This window comes from Pseudanabaena sp. lw0831 (assembly GCF_016584665.1).
Taxonomy (GTDB): Bacteria; Cyanobacteriota; Cyanobacteriia; order Pseudanabaenales; family Pseudanabaenaceae; genus Pseudanabaena.
On sequence record NZ_BBJB01000084.1, the window covers coordinates 1 to 18721 of the forward strand.

The following is an 18721-nucleotide window of genomic DNA, read 5'->3' on the forward strand; positions in this document are numbered from 1 at the left end:
GGGCGACCCACGCTTCTAAGTTTTAAGATTACTTATGCATAGCTACTTAATGTGACAGAAAGTTGTTTTGTTTGCTGAGTGAATTGATTGAATACGAAATAAAACGTAATCGAACACACTCAAATCATGGATCTGATGAGCGTTTCGCTAGGATTTGAATCTCAGTTCGTAAGGCGCTAATTTCTACTTGCAGAGCCTTAATCGATTTTGCCCCCGCTAGTTCCGACTCATCATTCTCGGCATCCTGACCGACAAAGAATGTGGCAAGCGTTGCCGTCACATAACCACTTACGCCAAATGCATACATAGCTAGCAAAAAACATAACACTCGCCCTTCTGCTGTCTTCGGAAAGAAGTCAGACCCGATCGTTGTCATCACCATCGCAGTCCACCACAGCGCCGTACCATAGTCGGTGATAGTGCCATTAGGAAGTTCGCGCTCAAACACATAAATTCCAGATGCGCCAATTAAAGTGACGATTGTTGTTAATCCCAACACAAAGCCAAACCCTCGGCGACCAATACTTGCTCCTAACACTCTCATTCCTTTATTGATTCTTGTCATCACTCGCAGCAACTGTAATCCTCGAACTGCATGAACTGATTGCAAAGAATAAATTACTCCCACAATCCGAAAAGTTCGCAGCGCTGGGATTAGCAGTGAGAAAGCGGTTAACCAATTGTGTTTGAGATAAAAAAGTTTTTGAGGAGCGAGAAGAAATTGGATGCCAAAATCCACGATAAAGGCGATCCAAATGATGATGCCGATCGCTTCAAGGAGAGGATTAAGTCCCCAAACTAGCTCAATGACAAATAGTCCTAACCAAGCAAAGCCTAGCACCAACATTGGAGTCTCTAACCAGTCTTCAAACTGTTGCAGCACTTGATTGCGCTCTTGATCTAAAGCTAGATTTAAGGCTGGCTTTTCCGATTTATTCATAGCGGATGAGAGTGATAGACCTTATTGAATTAGAGACATTGTCTGACTGGAATGACTATAGTGCCGCTAAAGCCTGCCAAAACGAATATGGCAGAATAAAATACTGGTTCAGCCTGATCAGCAGATAAAAGACTTGAGCAAAAAGGGCATCTAGGTCTACGATTTATAAATAGATCGCGTTTAATAGAACTAGATTGCCGACTTTCTTCGAGAAGCGGTTTTTGCGTTAATACTGTTAAAGGAGTCATTAAATTACGCATCTTTATATAACCTAGATCAAATAAATTTTTTGCACTACTCATACTCTGAACGGATACTATTTGATTTGGTGTGTGAGTTGATTGATTACGATATAAATTGTGATTACAGCGATCACATAAAAAGGGTTGCTTGGCTATTCAAAATAAGAAGAGGTCTAATATAGAAAGCGCAAAACTCCCGATGAACGTCAACATTTACCAGTTGGAATCCTGAGTTTGATGCGCTTCTGGAATAATTTCTTCAGCGATCGCTACCATCAAAGCACCAGTTGTAAAGGCAAGCACAATCAACTTAGGAAGTTCATCTCACTATTATGGGTGGGTTCTGTCGCTTCACTAACAATACAAGATTTGCTTAGGACATAAAGCCCAAATAAAGGCGGCGCTTCGCGCCGCCTTTATTTGGGCTTTGATTTGATAAATTATGCCTGTAATAGTGGTTAGCAATAGAGGAAACAACATAATCGGGGCAAGAATGCGATGAAGATGGCGAATATATTTAAAATATTGGCTACGTTTTTTTGTGGTTTCCATAAAAAATTTCCTTAATGTATATATCTCATAATCCAGCAATGCAATGGAACATCTCATCAGATAACCATTCAACAGTTGCCTTAAAGTTGCGCGCAGGAGTTGGTAATAACTGAAGGTAGGCAGCCTGACGAATTAAATGACCGAGATTCCCCTTCACCTCATAGCGATCGTATATTTCCGCGACACCATCGCTTAAGCCAAGTTTCATCAGAGTGCCTCGCATCCCAGCCTCAAACGCAATTGGTGAGTGACCTTCAGATAGCGCTTGTAAATTATGGGCGATTGCCACTCCTTGCTGATAAGCCACTTGTGCGGTGGCTGGTAAAGGCTGTTCCATTACAGTACAATCACCACCTGCAAATACTTCTGGGAAGTCGATAAGTTGTAAAGTATCGGTTAGTTTGAGTCGCCCTTGTTTGTCTCGACCACCTTCAGGAATGGATAAGGTATCTATGAGTGGATTTATGACAATTCCCGTCGTCCAAATAATTGTCGCGGCAGCAAGTTCTTCAATTTGGTCATTTCGTTTGAGAACTACTACATTTGGGCGAATCTCAATTACCGCAGTTTCCAGCATCACCTCTACCGATATTGTGCGTTTTTTCAAGGCTTCTTGAGCGGTCTGACGTAAGCGATCGCTGTCACCTTTGAGAATCTGTTTACCCCGTTGAATTACGACTATCCGAATATCGGCAATGTCTCCACCTAATGGACTGTACCAAGCTGGCAATAAATCCGCAAGCGTGGCAGCTAGCTCCACACCAGTACATCCTGCGCCGAGAATAGCAATGGTTAACAAGTTCTTTTTCTGCTGTGGTTCCAAAGTTTGGGTAGCTTGTTGCAGACAATCTCGTAGTTTCCAAGCTAAAGCGATCGCATCGTCACTGGTACGAAATGCTAAAGCATTTTCTCTAGCTCCTTTAACGCCGAAGTAACCCGCGACAGATCCGAGGGACAGCACTAAATTACTATAGGTGTAATGCAAGCCAGAGTTTAAGCGAACCTGTCGCTGCTGTAGGTCAATCGATTGCACCTCATCACGAATGAAAGTAATGCCACTTTTATGTAAAAGAGCGTCATAGCGATGACGAATAAATTGCATGTTCATCTCACCACTGAGAAACTCATACAATAGCGGTTTAAAGATAAAATTCCATTCGCGATCGATCAGAATTGTTGGAGTTGTGTATTGCTGATGACTCAAATGTAATGCGGTGAATAAGCCTGTGAATCCGCCGCCTAAAATTAAAGTTGGCAGTGGTTCGGGAGCAATTAATCGTTGAGGGACTTCAGCTATTTTGTTTACAGTATTCGACATATTCGTTATCTCGTATAGCGTTTTGCAAATGATTGCTTACTCATTTGCAAAACAAAAAATCAGTCCCAGTAAAGGTTTTGAGTTTTCATTTTGCCGTAGGCAAAATGAAAACCGCTATATTAGCTGCGAACTAGCGGTGTATCAACTAGGTGTTCAGCTATAAACCATACCTGAGTTTCATTTGTTCGTAGAACATCACTAACTAGCAAGTCATTAGTTCCATCATCACGATTTGCCGCAGTTTGAGCAATTCCTTCTCGGACTTCACGCAGGATTAACTCATGACCTTCTAGCAAGCGCGACAACATGACGGGAATTTCTTCCACACCATTAGGAGGACGCTCAATCCTTGTCACTTCGGCAACATGGCGCGGATCGGCGATCGCTACACCACCTAAAGTTTGCACTCGTTCGCCCAACATATCAATCAGCGTAAGTTGCTCGTTTGCGTGTTTATCGAGTAAAAGATGCAATTGATAAAATGTGTTGCCACGCATTAGCCAATGATGCTTTTTGTAGAGGCTATAGAGAATGATGCTATCAGCAAGAATTTGGTTGATCTGCCCACAACTCTCTAAACGAATGTTGCAAGCTAAAGCGATCGGTAAGTTGCGAATAGTTCCAAACGACTGAATTTCTTGTCCTTGCTGATGTAAAACAGGTTGACTACAATCTATCGGAATATTTGAGAGGGAAGAATTGGTTGGCATAAAATTGTAAATTGTTTTCGAGGGCTATATAGCAATCCAAAATGATTTATAGATTTTTAAGAGTTGTAATAGCTGCGCCCGCAGGGCGCAACTATCACAACTCTTTTCGGATTGCTATATCTCACGTGAAATAGTAATCTTCTCGCCTGAATGTAAAGTGAGCATCCAAACTCCATCAAACAAGAGATTTATTCCAATTAGAGTGCCAATGAACCAAACGGCGCGAAGCGGAGAGCTAGACCAAATAAAAATACCGAAAATGATGCCCATGAGTCCACTCGTAAGCATCCATCCCCAATTAAAAGAGATCCAACGCATTTGAAAAGCGAGCGATACCTGAATCATACCTTGCAAGAAGATGGTAATGCCCAACACTATGGTGAAAGCAACTGCTCCTTCGAGCGGATTTAACATTACGAAAATTCCAGACAGGAGATACAATAAGCCTAAAATTATTTTCCAGACGAATTGACCTGTACCTCTTGACTGAAAGGCATAAGCGATTTGGGTAATTCCAGCAAGAATAAATAACCAACCGAATAGAACAGTTGAAGCGATGGTAGCGAAGAAGGGAAATATGATCGCAATAATACCCAACACGATCATCATGATCGCGATCGCTGTCATCCATTGAGAACCAATAACTTGCTCGTCAGTATCGTCGTATTCAGTAACGCTCATGTTGAATCTCTCTCGACTAGGTTATTCTATTCGTTAGTGCTAAGGATTTTAGGGTTAGGGGTAGCGCTTTGCGCTGCCCCTAGCATTACGATTCATATCTATACCATTCCACCTTGAGCTGATTGTCCACAGAATGCACTCCTTGTGCGCCCCAAGCAACTCGTTCGGCTTCGTCTAGCTCGGCATAGTTCCGAACCTTGCCATGCAATGTGACCTTATTTCCAGAGGTCTCAACACGAATCTTGTTCGCATCTAACTGCGCATTCCGTTTGAAGGCATCTCTAATATCGTTGGTAATGTCGGTTGCCTTCAATCTGGACTTGACCGTGATCAGATTAGACACTCCTTTAACTCCCAAAAGATTATACAGGTAGTTTTCAGCAGAAGTCTTTAGGTATTGCCACTCGACTTCACCTTCAAGTGTGACCCAAGCATCACTAACCGTCACCTTAATGGTTCCCCTCGGAATTGATGTGAACCAGTCGATGTGGTGCGCAGCTGCCGTAGCGATGTCTCCATCTGTATGAAGCGAAGAACTTGGCAAATTAACTATGATGTTATCCGCGATCGCCTTTACGCCAGCAACCCGTCTAGTCGCTTGCACGGCTTGCCATTTCTCGTTAGAGCTAGTTGCATAGCCATTGAGAGTCACCGTTCCATCTTTGACTAAAACACCAATGTCTGTGACCTTGACACTCGGCTCATATTTGAGTTCAGCAAGCACATCAGTCTTGAGATCTGTGTCAGTTTTTTGGACAGAGAGAAGTGTGGTCATTTATTTCTCTTAACGTTATGCACGATCTATTTACAAGAACTAGCATCATATCTCAATGATTGATATCGTGATTAAGCAACGTATAAACTGAGTTGATTGCATGAATACAAAGCAAATCTTTACTCAAAGACCTAGCTTATTGCGGTTTTCAAATAACCGCTGTACCGAAAACACAAAAAAATGCATGGGAAATTTATAAATTTCCCATGCATTTTTTGGAGCCAAACTCAACAAAAAATCGCTATAGCCTAAGTCTTTGCAGCAGTTTCGGCATCTAGTCTAGCGGCGATTGCTGTCAAAGTTGCTTCTTCAGCTTCTTCTATCGTCGCTATAGACAAAGCGATCGCAGTAGCGGCATAGTCTTCAGCCTTATCAGCTCGATGTTCAAGCTTTTTCACCTTCCGACTCGATTTCCATTCATCGACATCCGACTTCAACTCAGATTCTTTTTCCTCAAATTGAGTTTTGAGCTTGGCGCGGTATTCATCAAATTCATGTTTCTTGGAGTTGAGTGTTGCTTTCGCCTCATCAAGTTTAGATTGAATCTCATCTTGAGTTTTTTTCGGCACAGATTGAAGGCTGTCTCTTATCGATTTCACTCGATCTTCAACCGCCTCCAAATTGTCATGAAGCTTTTTAGTGAAGTTGTCAACTGTAGTACTCATGGTCATTTCCTGATTGATTATTAATCGAGTTTTTCTAAACCCGTTGAATGAGATAAATGGCGCTTCGCGCCATTTATCTCATTCCGTTCTAAGCATCGTAACCAAACCACTGCACAGATAGCTGATTATCAACTGTTAGTACACCCGATGCAGCCCAAACCGCTCGTTCTGCTTCTTCCAACTCGGCATAGTTGCGAACCTTACCCTTGAGGGTCACCTTGCTTCCAGCAACATCGATTTGAATCTTATTGGCATCAAGCATGGCACTGCGCTTGAATGCTGATTTAATGTCCGTGGCGACTTCTGTTACCGACAATCTAGGTTTGATCGAGATCTCGTTAGATACGCCTTTAACACCCGACAAGTGATGCAGAAAATGTCCAGCAGCAATCTTGAGATATTGCCACTCCACCTCACCATCGAGAGTAATCCAACCATTCCGAACAGTTACTTTTACTGATCCTCTAGGAATTGTCGTGAACCAGTCAATGTGATGGATCGCGGCAGCAGCAATGTCTGAGTCGGTATTGATAAAGGTTTCGTGAAGCTTGATTTCAATGTCATCCGCGATCGCTTTCACGCCAACAACCCGTTTAGTTGCCTGAACAGCCTCCCATTTTTCAGCAGCGCTAGTCGCGTAGCCATTGAGTGTCACGGTTCCATTTTTTACCAAGACACCGATATCGGTAACCTTTACGCTCGGCTCATATTTGAGTTCAGCAAATACGTCAGTTTTGATTTCAGTATCAGTCTTTTCTGCGATAAGAGTTGGCATATTGTTTTTCGTAACGTTTTAATCCGTTTACATTGACTACCATCTCATTGGGCTGTTTGAGTTCCTGTACGTTTAACGTATAAATTGAATGGATTGTACAAAGATCTAATGAATCTTTACAAGATAGGACTTACGCAAAAATACCCTGAGAGCCTGATTACATCGTAGGGGGAATTCATGAATTGCCCCTACATCTCGTTCTTTTGCGTAAGTCCTAACTAGAACTTGTCAAAAGTTATCCAATCTTGAATATTTTCAGTTTTCAGAACTGACTCAGCCAGATCGATTTCAGTATCAGTTCCTTCGATCGCTATTAGGTAATTTCCATGCGCCAAAAGATCGCTGTAGTGTTTAGATTGTTCATCGGAAATACCAGCGCCGATCGCACCTCCTAGCAATCCACCTGATAAAGCACCGTAAAAGGCTCCCGCTGCCATACCAACTAATAAGACAGCACCTCCACCTGCGGGAAATGCTAGAGTTGAGAGTCCTGCAACGATACCACCGACAACGCTTCCCAAAGCACCAGCGTCTAAAGCACCATGTCCGATTTGAGTGCTCGTGCGATCGCGGGCAAACTGTCTCTCAGACTCCACGACTGGCTCTATTAAACCTCCTATGGTTGTGTCTGTTGAATTAAGATGCTCGACAACTACCGAAACTTTATTCATTGGAAACTCAGTCTCTCTGAGTTGTGCGATCGCTGACTCAACACTTTGGCGATCGGGAAATATACCGATCGCATTTGTATGTTTTAACGCCATCCTAAATTCCCTCTATTTAAATATTAAATAGGTTTAATATCCCATCCAGTTAATTCATCAACCGAAAAAATTTGACCTACGGTAATTGCTTGCGTTCCTCTCTCTCATCTGCTCAATCTGCTTATTTCCGTGATCGTTTACCTCCGTAATTCTAAAAACTACTTTATCGGCATTTTCGATTACTACTCCTTCAAAGGAGATGTTGGTAGTTAATTTCCCAATGGGATCGGGATGATCAGGAGACTGAGGAAATTCAGATCCTTTATGGATCTTGCCAATAATTTTCCCGTCTAACTCAAATTTGTCTTAGGTATTGTTTTTCATGTTGTTCTGGGGTTTATATGTAGCAATTTCCGATCAAACCAGAACCAAGAAATTTTGTGAAGATACTGCTTTGCATCACTTTTACAAAATTCCTTGTGGTTCGTTTGATCGAAAATTGCTGTAAAAATGGAAATTTAGATACTTCGTCCTCGGCCTATAAATAGGTTGTAGACAATCCCAATTACGGCTAAAACCAAGAGAATATGAATTAAACCACCACCAATGTTAATAGAGAATCCTAATACCCAGAGGATAATAAGAACCCCAATACCAGTCCAGATTAGATTCATAACGATCTCCTTTTCCTTTTATATTTAAGTCTTGAGAACCGCATTTCATCGTAGGGACAATTCATGAATTGCCCCTACTCAACTAATTAGTCAACAGCTTTTTTGACTTCATCTTTGACATCTTCAGCAGCATTACGCACTTTTGCCTCAGCTTGTTTTGCATTGCCCTGCATCTGATCTTTCGTATTCCCAGTCATATCACCGACTGTTTCTTGAACCTTGCCTTCGACGTTTTTAGTAGCAGCTTTAGCTCTATTTTCTAAACTCATGATGTACTCCTTAATTTGAGAATGATTTGAGAATATATACTAGAGATGAATTAACAACTCTGGCTTATGGAACTACTGTGACAGGCGATCGCTTGATTTCCTGATTGAATTGATTGAATTGACTGAATAAGATACAAACCTTCACCAAAAGATGTCAAGATTGGCGGCGCTTCGCGCCGCCAATCTTGACTCTTAATCTAACTTCACTACCATCTTGCCAATATTTTTGCCCGAAAAGAGTCCGATAAATGCACTCACAGCTTGTTCGATACCTACCGCTACGGTTTCTTTGTTCTTCAGTTTGCCTTCTCGGAAATAGCCGCCCACTTCCTTTTCAAATTCGTTCTGAAGATCGAGGAAATCACTAACGATTAGCCCTTTCATCGTCAATCGCTTAGTAATCATGTTAAAGAGATTAGAAGGGCCTGCCTGTGGACCTTCTTCGTTGTAGCCAGAAATACCACCACAAGCAATGATCCTGCCATGTATGCTTAACGTGGAGAGGGCTGCTTCCAGAGTTTCACCACCGACATTATCGAAATAGACATCAATGCCATCGGGAACTGCTTCGTTTAATTGTTCGAGGATAGGCGCAGCTTTGTAATTGAAGGCGATATCAAAGCCACATTCTTCCTGTAGAAATTTGACCTTTTCCGTAGAGCCTGCTGCCCCAATCACATAACATCCGCGCAATTTCGCTAGTTGCCCAGCAACACTACCTACGGCTCCAGCCGCGCCCGAAATAAAAATCACGTCACCAGCTTTAACTTCTACTAAATTCAATCCAGCCCAAGCGGTCATACCCGTCATACCCAGTGCGCCGAGATAAGTTGAAAGTGGTTGGATCTGGCGACTGACCAGATGCAACGCTTTCGGCGCAGCAATAAAGTATTCTCGCCAGCCAAAGTTGGAAATGACAAAATCTCCCTGCTTAAATTCCTTAGCGCGGGACTCGATCACTTCTCCGACTGCTCCGCCATCAAGGGGTTTGCCTAATACAAAGGGCGGAACATAGGATTTCCTGTCGCTCATGCGACCGCGCATATATGGATCGACTGACATATAGAGATTGCGAACCAACACCTGTCGATCTTGAAGCGGCTCTAGTTTGGTCTGCGCGATCGCAAAGTTAGCTGCGGTTGGCATCCCATTGGGGCGGGAAGCTAGACGGATCTCGTTGCTAATTATTTCATCTGTCATAATTTTTTCCTAATTATTCATTTAAACAAGATTTATTTAAACGCTTTGACTAAAGCTTCAAACTGAACTAGCGATGGTTTATCAAGCCTGTTTTAATGAAGCCATATCAATGACAAAGCGATATTTCACGTCGCTCTTTACGAGGCGATCGTAGGCTTCATTGATATTTTGGATGGGGATAAGTTCGATATCGGCAGTAATATTGTGCTTACCGCAGAAATCCAGCATCTCTTGGGTTTCTTTAATGCCGCCAATCAGAGAGCCACTGAGACGTAAGCGGTTAAATGTCGTGGATTTGATGAATCGAGTTTCTTTAATGCCGCCAATCAGAGAGCCGCTCATACTGCGCCGACCGAAAATTAAGCTACCCACTGAAAGCAAAAGCGGATCGGGGGGGACTCCGACTTGAGTGAGGTTGCCGTCTCGTCTCAACAGCAGGAGGTAAGCGTTGATATTATGTTGTGCAGACACAGTGTCGAGAATAAAGTGGAAACTATTTAGGTGTTTCTGCATCTCGTCTTCATTTTTAGAATTGACAACTTCATCTGCTCCGAGCCGCAGCGCATCTTCAACTTTGTTCGCTGAGGTAGTGAAGACTACGACGTATGCACCGAGAGCTTTCGCCAATTTCACCCCGATATGTCCTAGCCCACCGAGTCCAACAACGCCTACTTTCTGACCCTTGGTCACATTGTGATAGCGTAAGGGCGAATAAGTCGTAATCCCAGCGCACAGCAATGGCGCAGTGGCGGCGAGATCCAAATTTTTCGGAATCTTTAGCACAAATTCTTTATCCACCACAATGCTCTCGGAGTATCCACCGTAGGTTATTCCACCATTGTGTTTGTCGGGAGAGTTGTAAGTCCAAATCGTACCGTTCTCGCAGAACTGCTCTAGGTTTTCCTTACAGTTAGCACAGGTAAGGCAAGAATCGACCAAGCAACCCACCCCAACCGTATCGCCTTCTTTAAATTTATGGACTTTCGCACCAACGTTGGTAACCCGCCCGATGATTTCGTGACCAGGGACGCAGGGGTAGGTAGTACTGTTCCATTCGCTGCGGACGGTATGCAAATCGGATTGACACACGCCGCAATATAGAATTTCGATCTGCACATCATGCTTGTCAAGTTCGCGGCGTTCAAAGATAAAGGGTGCAAGGGGAATAGTGACGTTTTGGGCAGCGTAGGCATTCGTTTTCATCGTTTTTTCTCCTGATTATTTGTGTGGATAAACTCACTTAAACGCTTTCACTAAAGCTTCAAACTGAACTATAGCAATCCGAAATGAGTTATGAGAGGCGCACCCTACGGGTGCGCTTCTCATAACTCTTAAAATGCTATAGCAGTCCTAAATCATTTATGAGAAAAATAGGGCTTCGACTTCGCTCAGCCAACGATATATGCTGGCTGAGCGAAGTCGAAGCCTCTCACAACTCATTTCGTTATCAGTCGTAAAGGTTTATCAATCTTGTTTTAACGAAGCCATATCAATAACAAAGCGATATTTCACGTCGCTTTTCACGAGGCGATCGTAGGCTTCATTGATATTTTGGATGGGGATAAGTTCGATATCGGCAGTAATATTGTGCTTACCGCAGAAATCCAGCATCTCTTGGGTTTCTTTAATGCCGCCAATCAGAGAGCCACTGAGACTGCGCCGACCGAAAATTAGGCTGCCGACCGAAAGCAAAAGTGGATCGGGTGGTACTCCAACTTGAGTGAGGTTGCCGTCTCGTCTCAACATCAGGAGGTAAGCGTTAATATCATGCTTTGCAGACACGGTATCGAGAATGAAGTGGAAACTATTTAGGTGTTTCTGCATCTCGTCTTCATTTTTAGAATTGACAACTTCATCTGCTCCGAGCCGCAGCGCATCTTCAACTTTGTTCGCTGAGGTAGTGAAGACTACGACGTATGCACCGAGAGCTTTCGCCAATTTCACCCCGATATGTCCTAGCCCACCGAGTCCAACAACGCCTACTTTCTGACCCTTGGTCACATTGTGATAGCGTAAGGGCGAATAAGTCGTAATCCCAGCGCACAGCAATGGCGCAGTGGCGGCGAGATCCAAATTTTTCGGAATCTTTAGCACAAATTCTTTATCCACCACAATGCTCTCGGAGTATCCACCGTAGGTTATTCCACCATTGTGTTTGTCGGGAGAGTTGTAAGTCCAAATCGTACCTTTTTCGCAGAACTGCTCTAGGTTTTCCTTGCAGTTAGCACAGGTAAGGCAGGAATCGACCATACAACCCACCCCAACCGTATCGCCTTTTTTAAATTTATTGACTTTTGCACCAACGTTCTTGACCCGCCCGACGATTTCGTGACCGGGGACGCAAGGGTAGGTGGTACTGCTCCATTCGCTGCGGACGGTGTGCAAATCGGAGTGACACACGCCGCAATATAGAATTTCGATCTGCACATCATGTTTGCCAAGTTCACGGCGTTCAAACATAAAGGGCGCAAGGGGAGTTGTGGCACTTTGGGCAGCGTAGGCATTCGTTTTCATCGTTTTTTCTCCTAATAATTTGTATGGATAAACTTACTTAAATGCTTTGACTAAAGCCTCAAACTGAACTAGCAAAGACTTGTCATGAGGTGTAACGGGTGGAATCTGGCGATCGATCTTTAGGAATTCATAGACCACCATTTGTGCAGCTCTTACTGAATACTCGACCGTAAAAACAACATCATCAGGAATTTCGACAAACTGGCTGATGAAAGCGAGGTTTTTTGAGCTGTGAGGAATTGGTAATGGTCGATCGCTATGCGATCGCGGCATAAACATGCTGGTAATATATGGCATTCGGCAAGGGATGCAGTTTGCTGAAGCAACCACATCTAGATCGAATCGTAAATGACCGCACAGCTCTCGAAGAATTTCTTCACCATTGCAATCGGACATTGGTTTGGGAACAAAATCCCCCACGCGATCGGGAAAGAGTGCATATCCCCAGAAAACCTGTACATTTGCAGGTTGATTGTTAAAATGGGGTTGATTAGCAAGTACGATTGACATCAGCCAATTGGAGTCTTTAAAAGTGACAAGTCCTCCAGTTCCCGCTTGATTGCCACTAAATTCCAACATCTTATTGAAGAATGTAGGGGTCGATAGGGTGACTGTAAAAGATTCCCAAAGAGATTCGGCAATACTACTGTTGAAGACAGAAGGATTACCAAACCCTGGGTTATTCATCGCCAGCTTTTCCCATAGGTTCCAACTGGTGCAGTCCTGTTTAATCAATTTTGGCGGCGCACTGGTCATCGAACCCAAACTGGAGGCATCGGTCATAGAGCCATTTTGGAGAAAAACAAAATCGTTGCTGTTAACTTCAATTGTTTTGCGATCGCCATGTTGCTGATAATGGATGCTCGTGACGACAAATTTATTCTCTTCCGTGCGGTGATCGAGATCTAATACTTTGGAATCTAGGACAAAGTTAACTCCTTGGGATACAAGCCAACTCTGCAAAGGACAAATTAATGAATCATACTGATTGTAGATTGTCCGCTTCACTCCAGCGAGGGTTTCAATCCGAGAAAATTCGAGCATAAAGCGATGTAAATAACGCTTGAATTCAACAGCACTATGCCAAGGTTGGAAAGCGAAGGTAGTAGACCACATATACCAGAATTCAGTCTCGAAGAATTCTGGAGAGAGCCAATCTGTAATTCGACTAGCAGCCAGCTCTTTTTCTTCAGTTTGGCTGAGCTTTAGTAGCTCTTGACGATCTTGCATCGAAAAGCCCATTGAACTGACAGGGACTTTCCCTCGACGACGATCGACGAGTCGCGCCATACAATTTGACTTGTGCTGCTCATTAAACTCCATCGTTTCGTCAAATACGGTTTTGTGTGGCGAATTTAGGGAAGGAATCGACTTGTAAAGATCCCAAGTGCATTCATAATTGTCAGTCGTTACCATCCGACCTCCACGCATCGAATAGCCATCCACAGGATTCCCAATTCCATCCATACTCCCACCTAGAAGCGGCTTCACTTCTAAAACAAAAATATTTGCCCCAGAGAATCCACCATCACGAATCATAAAAGCAGCGGCGGCTAAAGAGCCAATCCCACCACCCAACATATATGCTTTAGATTCATTATTCATGTTAATAGAACTCCTGAAAAAATTGGTTTGTCTGGCTAAAGAAGTGATAGTATGCTGCGCTGAGCGCAGCATACTATCACTTCTTTAGGCCTCTAATTTGACCAGTGTTTTTCTCCCAGCAGCATCAGCGATCCAAATTGCAACAATGTCACCGCTAGCATTCTGTGCTGTTGAAATTTCTGTTGGTGAATCGACTGTGTGAGCATAGTTCATTTGATCTTTACCCACTTCGATCGCCAAGCTATTGCCTTTGTCAGGGCGATCGTAAATCATCGCCAACAAAGGTGCATTCTTAATCAGCTCTTGGTCACCGAGTTCTGAATCAATAATTTCGATCGCAATATGTCGTCCACGGTTATCACCAGAAAACTGGTCGAAAAATTTCTCCCATTGCACAATGGGTAGAGATTTACTCAGGGCGATTGTATTCGTCATAGGATTCCTCGCAAAAAAATTAGTAACTCAGAATTTGGTATTGCCTTCTAAGTAGCTAGGCACAATTAAATATAAAACCCCAAAATCTGTACCGCCTGCTACACGGGCGGTACAGATTTTGGCTATGGGTTTTTAATAATTATGTCGAGTTACTTATAGAGTTACAGAAGATCGATTGATTTCCTGAATGAATTAATTGAATTGATTGATTACGATACAAATTGCTACACTAATACCAATCATCAAAAGTGTGACTACACTTTTGATGTGACTTCTTCTTGAATGTTTGTCTATAGCGGTTTTCAAATGAGTGCATACTCATTTGAAAACAAAAAACCTTTATGGAGTTCCCGCAACTTCTGCATCTAGTCGGGCTGCGATCGCTTCCAATGTTGCTTTTTCGGCTTCTTCCATTGTCGCGATTGCCAAGTAGGTTGCTCTAGCTGCATAGTCCTCAGCTTTATCTGCACGCAGCTCAAGCCTGTTGATTTCGCGCCATGATTTCCATTCCTCGACATTGGAATTCAACTCAGATTCTTTTTCTTCAAATTGAATTCGCAGCTTGGCTCGATAGCCTTCAAATTCTACCTTCTTAGTACTTAGATTCGTCTTTGCTTCATCGAGTCTTGACTGAATTTCAACATGAGGTTGCTTAGGCACAAACTGAATATGATCTCTTAGCGATTTCATCCGCTCTTCAACCATTTCTAAATTGTCATGGAGTTGTTTAGTGAATTTGTCAATTGTAGTACTCACGGTTATCTCTCTATTAATTTTATTGTGTTAGAAAAATGCTGAACCAAAATCGATTGAGCCTCCATAGTTTATGAAAACAATTTGACAGGCGGGTGTTTTACTTCATGAATGAATTGCTTGAATACGATATAAAACGCAAACAAAGTAGCTCGTTTAGCATAAAGTGATAAACAAAGGCGTGTGATGTTTTTGAATATAAATAATGCGATCGCGCATGATTATTTTTTTTAGGCTTTAACATGAATCAAATAATTTCTTAACCGCTAAAAGTCGTATAAATGGCTATAATGAATTACAAGTCAACAATTAAGAGCATTTTTGATTAACTTCTATTAAGAAAGTACACATAATTAAATATAAAACCCCAAAATCTGTACTGCACGCTACGCGGGCGGTACAGATTTTGGCTCTGTTTTTTCAATTATGCTGTGTTACTTAAAATCAAAGTGTTCTTAAGTCAATGGCTTTTAAGATTTCTTGTCTGTGATACCTTCTAAACTTAAGAGGAACCAACATGACTTCTACGGATTTATTTCCAAACATTCAACCTCATATCCCTCTTGTGGGAGATGCCACGATCAAAAGCCCGATCGCGTATAAAGCAACACGATTAATGTCCGGAGCTTTTAACGCGACGCAAATGGCTTTAGCCGAAGCCTATATTAACGGATTAGAAATACCAGACTCCGTTTTTCGATCGCTATTGCATACATCGATGCCGATCTTGTTTAAGCACTTTCCTAGCCTACTGGCTCCTTACGAATGGGTGTTGCAGGAATCAGATCATCTTGCCGAGTCTTCACGAGAACTGATGAAGGTGCAGTATGACCTGCCTCAAGCCATGCTGAATCCGATGTTGGGCGATTGGCAAGTCATCTATCCTAAGTACAGTATGGGACTTTGGGAGAATGGGGCGATCGATCTTGAAGAATCTCAAAAGCATATGATCGATCAAGTGATTGAACGTCTAGAGATCGTTGATGGAGACAATATTTTAGATTTTGGTTGTGGTTGGGGCTGTGTACCCAATTACATTATGTCGAAGTTCCCTAACGTCCGATTTACAGGGCTGAACTTGAGTCATCAACAATGTGAGTACATGCGTCATAAAATGCAAGATCCAGAGAGCTTCCTGAGTTCAGGTCGATTCACTTTGCATGAAGGCGATTTGAATGAAGCACAGTTCACCGAAAAATTTGACAAAATTCTCTCTATCGGAGTCTTTTGTCATGTTGGCAATCTCACCAATGCTTTCCAAAAGCTCGCTTCTTTTCTCAACAGTGATGGCAAGGTATTCATTCACATCATTACTGTGCGTACTCCAAATCATATGTCGTCTGGATTCACGCACAAGTATATTTTCCCTCACGGTCGCTACTGGAATTATGATGCAGTTCCCAATCATAACCGCGATCTTAAAACCATCGATCGCTGGTACATGAATGGCATCAATTATCATAAAACTTTAACAGCTTGGTTAGAGAGATTTGATGCTTCTCAAGATATTGCTAAGTCTCTAGACTATGGCATGGACTACGCCAAGTTCCGTCGAATTTGGCGTTTCTATTTACTGTTGCTAGGTACAATTTTTGCGACTTGCGATGGTGAATACAATGGCAATGGTCAATATCTGATGACTAAGGCATAATTTCAAAGAATTAGGTAGCGCTTCGCGCTACTTAATTCTTTAGCTAAATTTAGTTAAAAACTTTAAAATTGACTGTGTACGTGGGGTCAGTAAAGTTTTCCGATAAGCATCAGCAGCTTTTTTGATCGCATCAGCTTGAGTGGGATAAGAATGAATCACACCAGAAAGTGCATTTAAGCCCTGCTTTGTCGCGATCGCAAAAGTAATTTCGCTAATCATTTCGCCAGCATGACGCGCCACAATTGTTGCCCCTAAAATCCGATCTGAGCCACGCTGATGCAGGATTTTAACAAATCCCTCCGTTTCTCCATCATAAATAGCCCGATCGACGGAAGAGAATGGAATTTTAATCTCATTGGTTTCTAAGCCTTTAACTTTAGCTTCTTCGGCATATAAACCCACATGGGCAATTTCGGGATCGGTATAAGTCACCCAAGGCATTACCAAATCACTCAGCTTACTCTTGCCTAAACCAAAGGGAGCAAATAACGTGTTTTTAATCACGATTCTGGCAGCAGCATCGGCAGCATGAGTAAATTTCCAATCCATGCAGATATCTCCTGCGGCAAAAATGCGTGGGTTCGTAGTCTGGAGATAATCATTCACGATTACGCCGCGACGCTTGTCGTAGTCTACGCCCACAGCTTCCAGATTCAATCCCACATTTGGCGATCGCCCTGCACCAACCAGAATTTCATCAACTTCAATTTGGTTTGTAATTCCATTTTGTTGATAATGGATGACTTTACCAGCGCTAGTTGTTTCGACTTCAGCGATCGCAGCGCCAAGAACTAAATTTAATCCTTCACGGATAAATTTTTGCTGGACAATTTCCGCCGCGTCAGCATCTTCGCGATCGAGTAAATGCGGATTTTTATGCAGTAATGTCACTTCACAGCCTAGGCGATGAAAAGCTTGGGCTAATTCACAACCAATTGGGCCACCACCGATCACCGCCAATCTTTTAGGGCGATCGGTCAGTGAGAATACAGTCTCATTGGTTAAATATCCAGCTTCGGCTAGTCCTGCAATTTTCGGATCGGCAGCCTTTGCACCTGTAGCGATTACGGCTTTTTTAAAGCGTAGTTGTATATTATTAACTGCGATCGCCTTCTCATTAATAAATTGTGCCGAACCAAGAAATACATCCACGCCGAGATTGCGAAATCGCTCAGCAGAGTCATGGTGACTAATCCCAGCACGGATTTTTCGCATTCGTTCCATGACGGCGGCAAAGTCAATATCAATATGGCTCGGAGGGTTAATTCCAAAGGGAGCCGCGTCAAGCATATCTGCAACAACCCTCGACGAACGAATCACACATTTAGAAGGAACGCAACCGACATTCAGGCAATCACCACCCATCAAGTTTTTCTCAATCAAGGCAACTTTTAATCCCAAGCCTAAACCTGCCGCCCCTGCCGCTACTACTAACCCTGCCGTTCCTGCACCAATCACGACCAGATCGTAAATAGCGGCTGGTTGAGGATTTACCCAATCAAGGGGATGTACATTTGCAATCAAATCACGATTATAGGCATCCACGGGCTGAATGAAATCTTCATAGCGATCGCTTGAATATGATTGGGATTGGGTCATGATTTGATACTGCTGATTAAATTAAGTAAAACGAATCAATAAACTTGTGAAAAGTGTTACTTCGCGACACTTTTCACAAGTTTATTGATTCAGGTTTGAGCGCAAAACGCTGTAGTTCAAGTATAAGCACAGGATAAAAAATCAAAAATAGCTGCTAAATCAGCCTAAAAGTCTTATCCAGCAGCTATTTTGGGCTTGAAAGCTAAAATCGTTACTGGGAGGGTATTTCAAGTTTTTTGTCCTGTACTTAGATTTTTAATTTAAGAACAAAGCGCGTTGTAAAGTCAGTCCAGAACTAATCTGGATTTTAGTAGTATATTGAGAATAAATTGACGTGAGTAATGCGAATTGTGAAAATTTGTGACGCTGCTGGTAAAAGCAAGAGCTTAATATAGGTAAAATCATGAGGAATAAATTTTAAAATCTCGTATTTTAAAATTTATTCAATAGATATAGGGTTTTGCGGTAGTTTGAGGTTAAATAGATGTTTTGTGCCGCATTAGCGTATGAATCATAAGTTATACCTACACCAATCAGATTACCGTACATCACTGTATGTGAAAATAGGGATAATTTAGATGTATTAAAAGCTAAGCGTGCCTACAGTAAGTAAACTAACTCTTGAATTACTGGATTTAATTTAGTCGAACCAGATTATT

19 protein-coding genes are annotated in these 18721 nt (G+C 42.5%); 1 reads left to right on the top strand and 18 read right to left on the bottom strand.

The annotated features are described in order from the left end of the window. Nucleotides 1-124: 124 nt before the first annotated feature. The 17 genes from APA_RS17610 to APA_RS17690 form a co-directional block, all read right to left on the bottom strand. The gene (locus APA_RS17610; RefSeq protein ID WP_201323562.1) at nucleotides 125-940 is read right to left on the bottom strand and encodes a potassium channel family protein; all 816 of its coding nucleotides are present in this window, start codon (nucleotides 938-940) and stop codon (nucleotides 125-127) included. A 596-nt stretch (nucleotides 941-1536) separates the two neighbouring features. Further along, entirely contained in the window at nucleotides 1537-1734 is a 198-nt protein-coding gene (locus APA_RS17615) for a hypothetical protein (protein ID WP_201323563.1), read from the bottom strand. Between the two features lie 25 nt (nucleotides 1735-1759). Continuing rightward, nucleotides 1760-3052 (bottom strand): NAD(P)/FAD-dependent oxidoreductase, encoded by a 1293-nt coding sequence (locus APA_RS17620; RefSeq protein WP_201323564.1) that lies wholly within the window; start codon nucleotides 3050-3052, stop codon nucleotides 1760-1762. A gap of 119 nt (nucleotides 3053-3171) precedes the next feature. Next, complete coding sequence (locus APA_RS17625; RefSeq protein ID WP_201323565.1) at nucleotides 3172-3762, bottom strand: Dps family protein; 591 nt, start codon at nucleotides 3760-3762, stop codon at nucleotides 3172-3174. Between the two features lie 114 nt (nucleotides 3763-3876). Further along, a complete protein-coding gene (locus APA_RS17630) occupies nucleotides 3877-4443 on the bottom strand; it encodes an HdeD family acid-resistance protein (protein ID WP_201323566.1) in 567 nt (188 codons plus the stop codon). Between the two features lie 85 nt (nucleotides 4444-4528). Next, nucleotides 4529-5218 (bottom strand): BON domain-containing protein, encoded by a 690-nt coding sequence (locus tag APA_RS17635; RefSeq protein ID WP_201323567.1) that lies wholly within the window; start codon nucleotides 5216-5218, stop codon nucleotides 4529-4531. Nucleotides 5219-5466: 248 nt separating this feature from the next. Next, on the bottom strand, nucleotides 5467-5883 hold the full coding sequence (locus APA_RS17640) for a hypothetical protein (RefSeq protein ID WP_201323568.1): 417 nt from the start codon (nucleotides 5881-5883) through the stop codon (nucleotides 5467-5469). Between the two features lie 88 nt (nucleotides 5884-5971). Continuing rightward, on the bottom strand, nucleotides 5972-6658 hold the full coding sequence (locus APA_RS17645) for a BON domain-containing protein (protein WP_201323569.1): 687 nt from the start codon (nucleotides 6656-6658) through the stop codon (nucleotides 5972-5974). Nucleotides 6659-6876: 218 nt separating this feature from the next. Beyond that, entirely contained in the window at nucleotides 6877-7422 is a 546-nt protein-coding gene (locus APA_RS17650; RefSeq protein WP_201323570.1) for a hypothetical protein, read from the bottom strand. A 458-nt stretch (nucleotides 7423-7880) separates the two neighbouring features. After that, a complete protein-coding gene (locus APA_RS17655; protein ID WP_201323571.1) occupies nucleotides 7881-8036 on the bottom strand; it encodes a lmo0937 family membrane protein in 156 nt (51 codons plus the stop codon). An 86-nt stretch (nucleotides 8037-8122) separates the two neighbouring features. Further along, entirely contained in the window at nucleotides 8123-8305 is a 183-nt protein-coding gene (locus APA_RS17660) for a CsbD family protein (protein ID WP_201323572.1), read from the bottom strand. Nucleotides 8306-8497: 192 nt separating this feature from the next. Then, nucleotides 8498-9505: an NADP-dependent oxidoreductase gene (locus tag APA_RS17665; protein WP_201323573.1), complete on the bottom strand. Its 1008-nt coding sequence runs from the start codon at nucleotides 9503-9505 to the stop codon at nucleotides 8498-8500. 81 nt (nucleotides 9506-9586) lie between these two features. Continuing rightward, nucleotides 9587-10708, bottom strand: coding sequence for an NAD(P)-dependent alcohol dehydrogenase (locus APA_RS17670; RefSeq protein ID WP_201323574.1), 1122 nt, complete (start codon nucleotides 10706-10708; stop codon nucleotides 9587-9589). Nucleotides 10709-10969: 261 nt separating this feature from the next. Further along, complete coding sequence (locus tag APA_RS17675; RefSeq protein ID WP_201323575.1) at nucleotides 10970-12019, bottom strand: NAD(P)-dependent alcohol dehydrogenase; 1050 nt, start codon at nucleotides 12017-12019, stop codon at nucleotides 10970-10972. A gap of 33 nt (nucleotides 12020-12052) precedes the next feature. Further along, the gene (locus APA_RS17680; protein WP_201323576.1) at nucleotides 12053-13624 is read right to left on the bottom strand and encodes an oleate hydratase; all 1572 of its coding nucleotides are present in this window, start codon (nucleotides 13622-13624) and stop codon (nucleotides 12053-12055) included. Between the two features lie 84 nt (nucleotides 13625-13708). Beyond that, nucleotides 13709-14059 carry a DUF5335 family protein gene (locus APA_RS17685; protein WP_201323577.1) on the bottom strand — a complete coding sequence of 117 codons (351 nt, stop codon included), beginning with the start codon at nucleotides 14057-14059 and terminating at the stop codon, nucleotides 13709-13711. Between the two features lie 339 nt (nucleotides 14060-14398). Beyond that, the gene (locus APA_RS17690) at nucleotides 14399-14815 is read right to left on the bottom strand and encodes a hypothetical protein (RefSeq protein ID WP_201323578.1); all 417 of its coding nucleotides are present in this window, start codon (nucleotides 14813-14815) and stop codon (nucleotides 14399-14401) included. Nucleotides 14816-15329: 514 nt separating this feature from the next. On the opposite strand from APA_RS17690, the gene APA_RS17695 reads away from it, so the two are divergent. Further along, on the top strand, nucleotides 15330-16463 hold the full coding sequence (locus APA_RS17695; RefSeq protein WP_201323579.1) for a cyclopropane-fatty-acyl-phospholipid synthase family protein: 1134 nt from the start codon (nucleotides 15330-15332) through the stop codon (nucleotides 16461-16463). Between the two features lie 39 nt (nucleotides 16464-16502). Here APA_RS17695 and APA_RS17700 read toward each other — a convergent pair whose 3' ends face one another. Continuing rightward, a complete protein-coding gene (locus APA_RS17700) occupies nucleotides 16503-18062 on the bottom strand; it encodes a mercuric reductase (RefSeq protein WP_201323580.1) in 1560 nt (519 codons plus the stop codon). Between the last annotated feature and the right edge of the window lie 659 nt (nucleotides 18063-18721).

Bases quoted from the DNA above. Each gene is read 5' to 3' on its own strand.
- APA_RS17670 (WP_201323574.1), bottom strand. From the start codon at position 10,708: ATGAAAACGAATGCCTACGCTGCCCAAAACGTCACTATTCCCCTTGCA.
- APA_RS17640 (WP_201323568.1), bottom strand. From the start codon at position 5,883: ATGAGTACTACAGTTGACAACTTCACTAAAAAGCTTCATGACAATTTG.
- APA_RS17645 (WP_201323569.1), bottom strand. From the start codon at position 6,658: ATGCCAACTCTTATCGCAGAAAAGACTGATACTGAAATCAAAACTGAC.
- APA_RS17665 (WP_201323573.1), bottom strand. From the start codon at position 9,505: ATGACAGATGAAATAATTAGCAACGAGATCCGTCTAGCTTCCCGCCCC.
- APA_RS17700 (WP_201323580.1), bottom strand. From the start codon at position 18,062: ATGACCCAATCCCAATCATATTCAAGCGATCGCTATGAAGATTTCATT.
- APA_RS17615 (WP_201323563.1), bottom strand. From the start codon at position 1,734: ATGGAAACCACAAAAAAACGTAGCCAATATTTTAAATATATTCGCCAT.
- APA_RS17610 (WP_201323562.1), bottom strand. From the start codon at position 940: ATGAATAAATCGGAAAAGCCAGCCTTAAATCTAGCTTTAGATCAAGAG.
- APA_RS17635 (WP_201323567.1), bottom strand. From the start codon at position 5,218: ATGACCACACTTCTCTCTGTCCAAAAAACTGACACAGATCTCAAGACT.
- APA_RS17660 (WP_201323572.1), bottom strand. From the start codon at position 8,305: ATGAGTTTAGAAAATAGAGCTAAAGCTGCTACTAAAAACGTCGAAGGC.
- APA_RS17695 (WP_201323579.1), top strand. From the start codon at position 15,330: ATGACTTCTACGGATTTATTTCCAAACATTCAACCTCATATCCCTCTT.
- APA_RS17685 (WP_201323577.1), bottom strand. From the start codon at position 14,059: ATGACGAATACAATCGCCCTGAGTAAATCTCTACCCATTGTGCAATGG.
- APA_RS17650 (WP_201323570.1), bottom strand. From the start codon at position 7,422: ATGGCGTTAAAACATACAAATGCGATCGGTATATTTCCCGATCGCCAA.
- APA_RS17630 (WP_201323566.1), bottom strand. From the start codon at position 4,443: ATGAGCGTTACTGAATACGACGATACTGACGAGCAAGTTATTGGTTCT.
- APA_RS17620 (WP_201323564.1), bottom strand. From the start codon at position 3,052: ATGTCGAATACTGTAAACAAAATAGCTGAAGTCCCTCAACGATTAATT.
- APA_RS17655 (WP_201323571.1), bottom strand. From the start codon at position 8,036: ATGAATCTAATCTGGACTGGTATTGGGGTTCTTATTATCCTCTGGGTA.
- APA_RS17625 (WP_201323565.1), bottom strand. From the start codon at position 3,762: ATGCCAACCAATTCTTCCCTCTCAAATATTCCGATAGATTGTAGTCAA.
- APA_RS17675 (WP_201323575.1), bottom strand. From the start codon at position 12,019: ATGAAAACGAATGCCTACGCTGCCCAAAGTGCCACAACTCCCCTTGCG.
- APA_RS17680 (WP_201323576.1), bottom strand. From the start codon at position 13,624: ATGAATAATGAATCTAAAGCATATATGTTGGGTGGTGGGATTGGCTCT.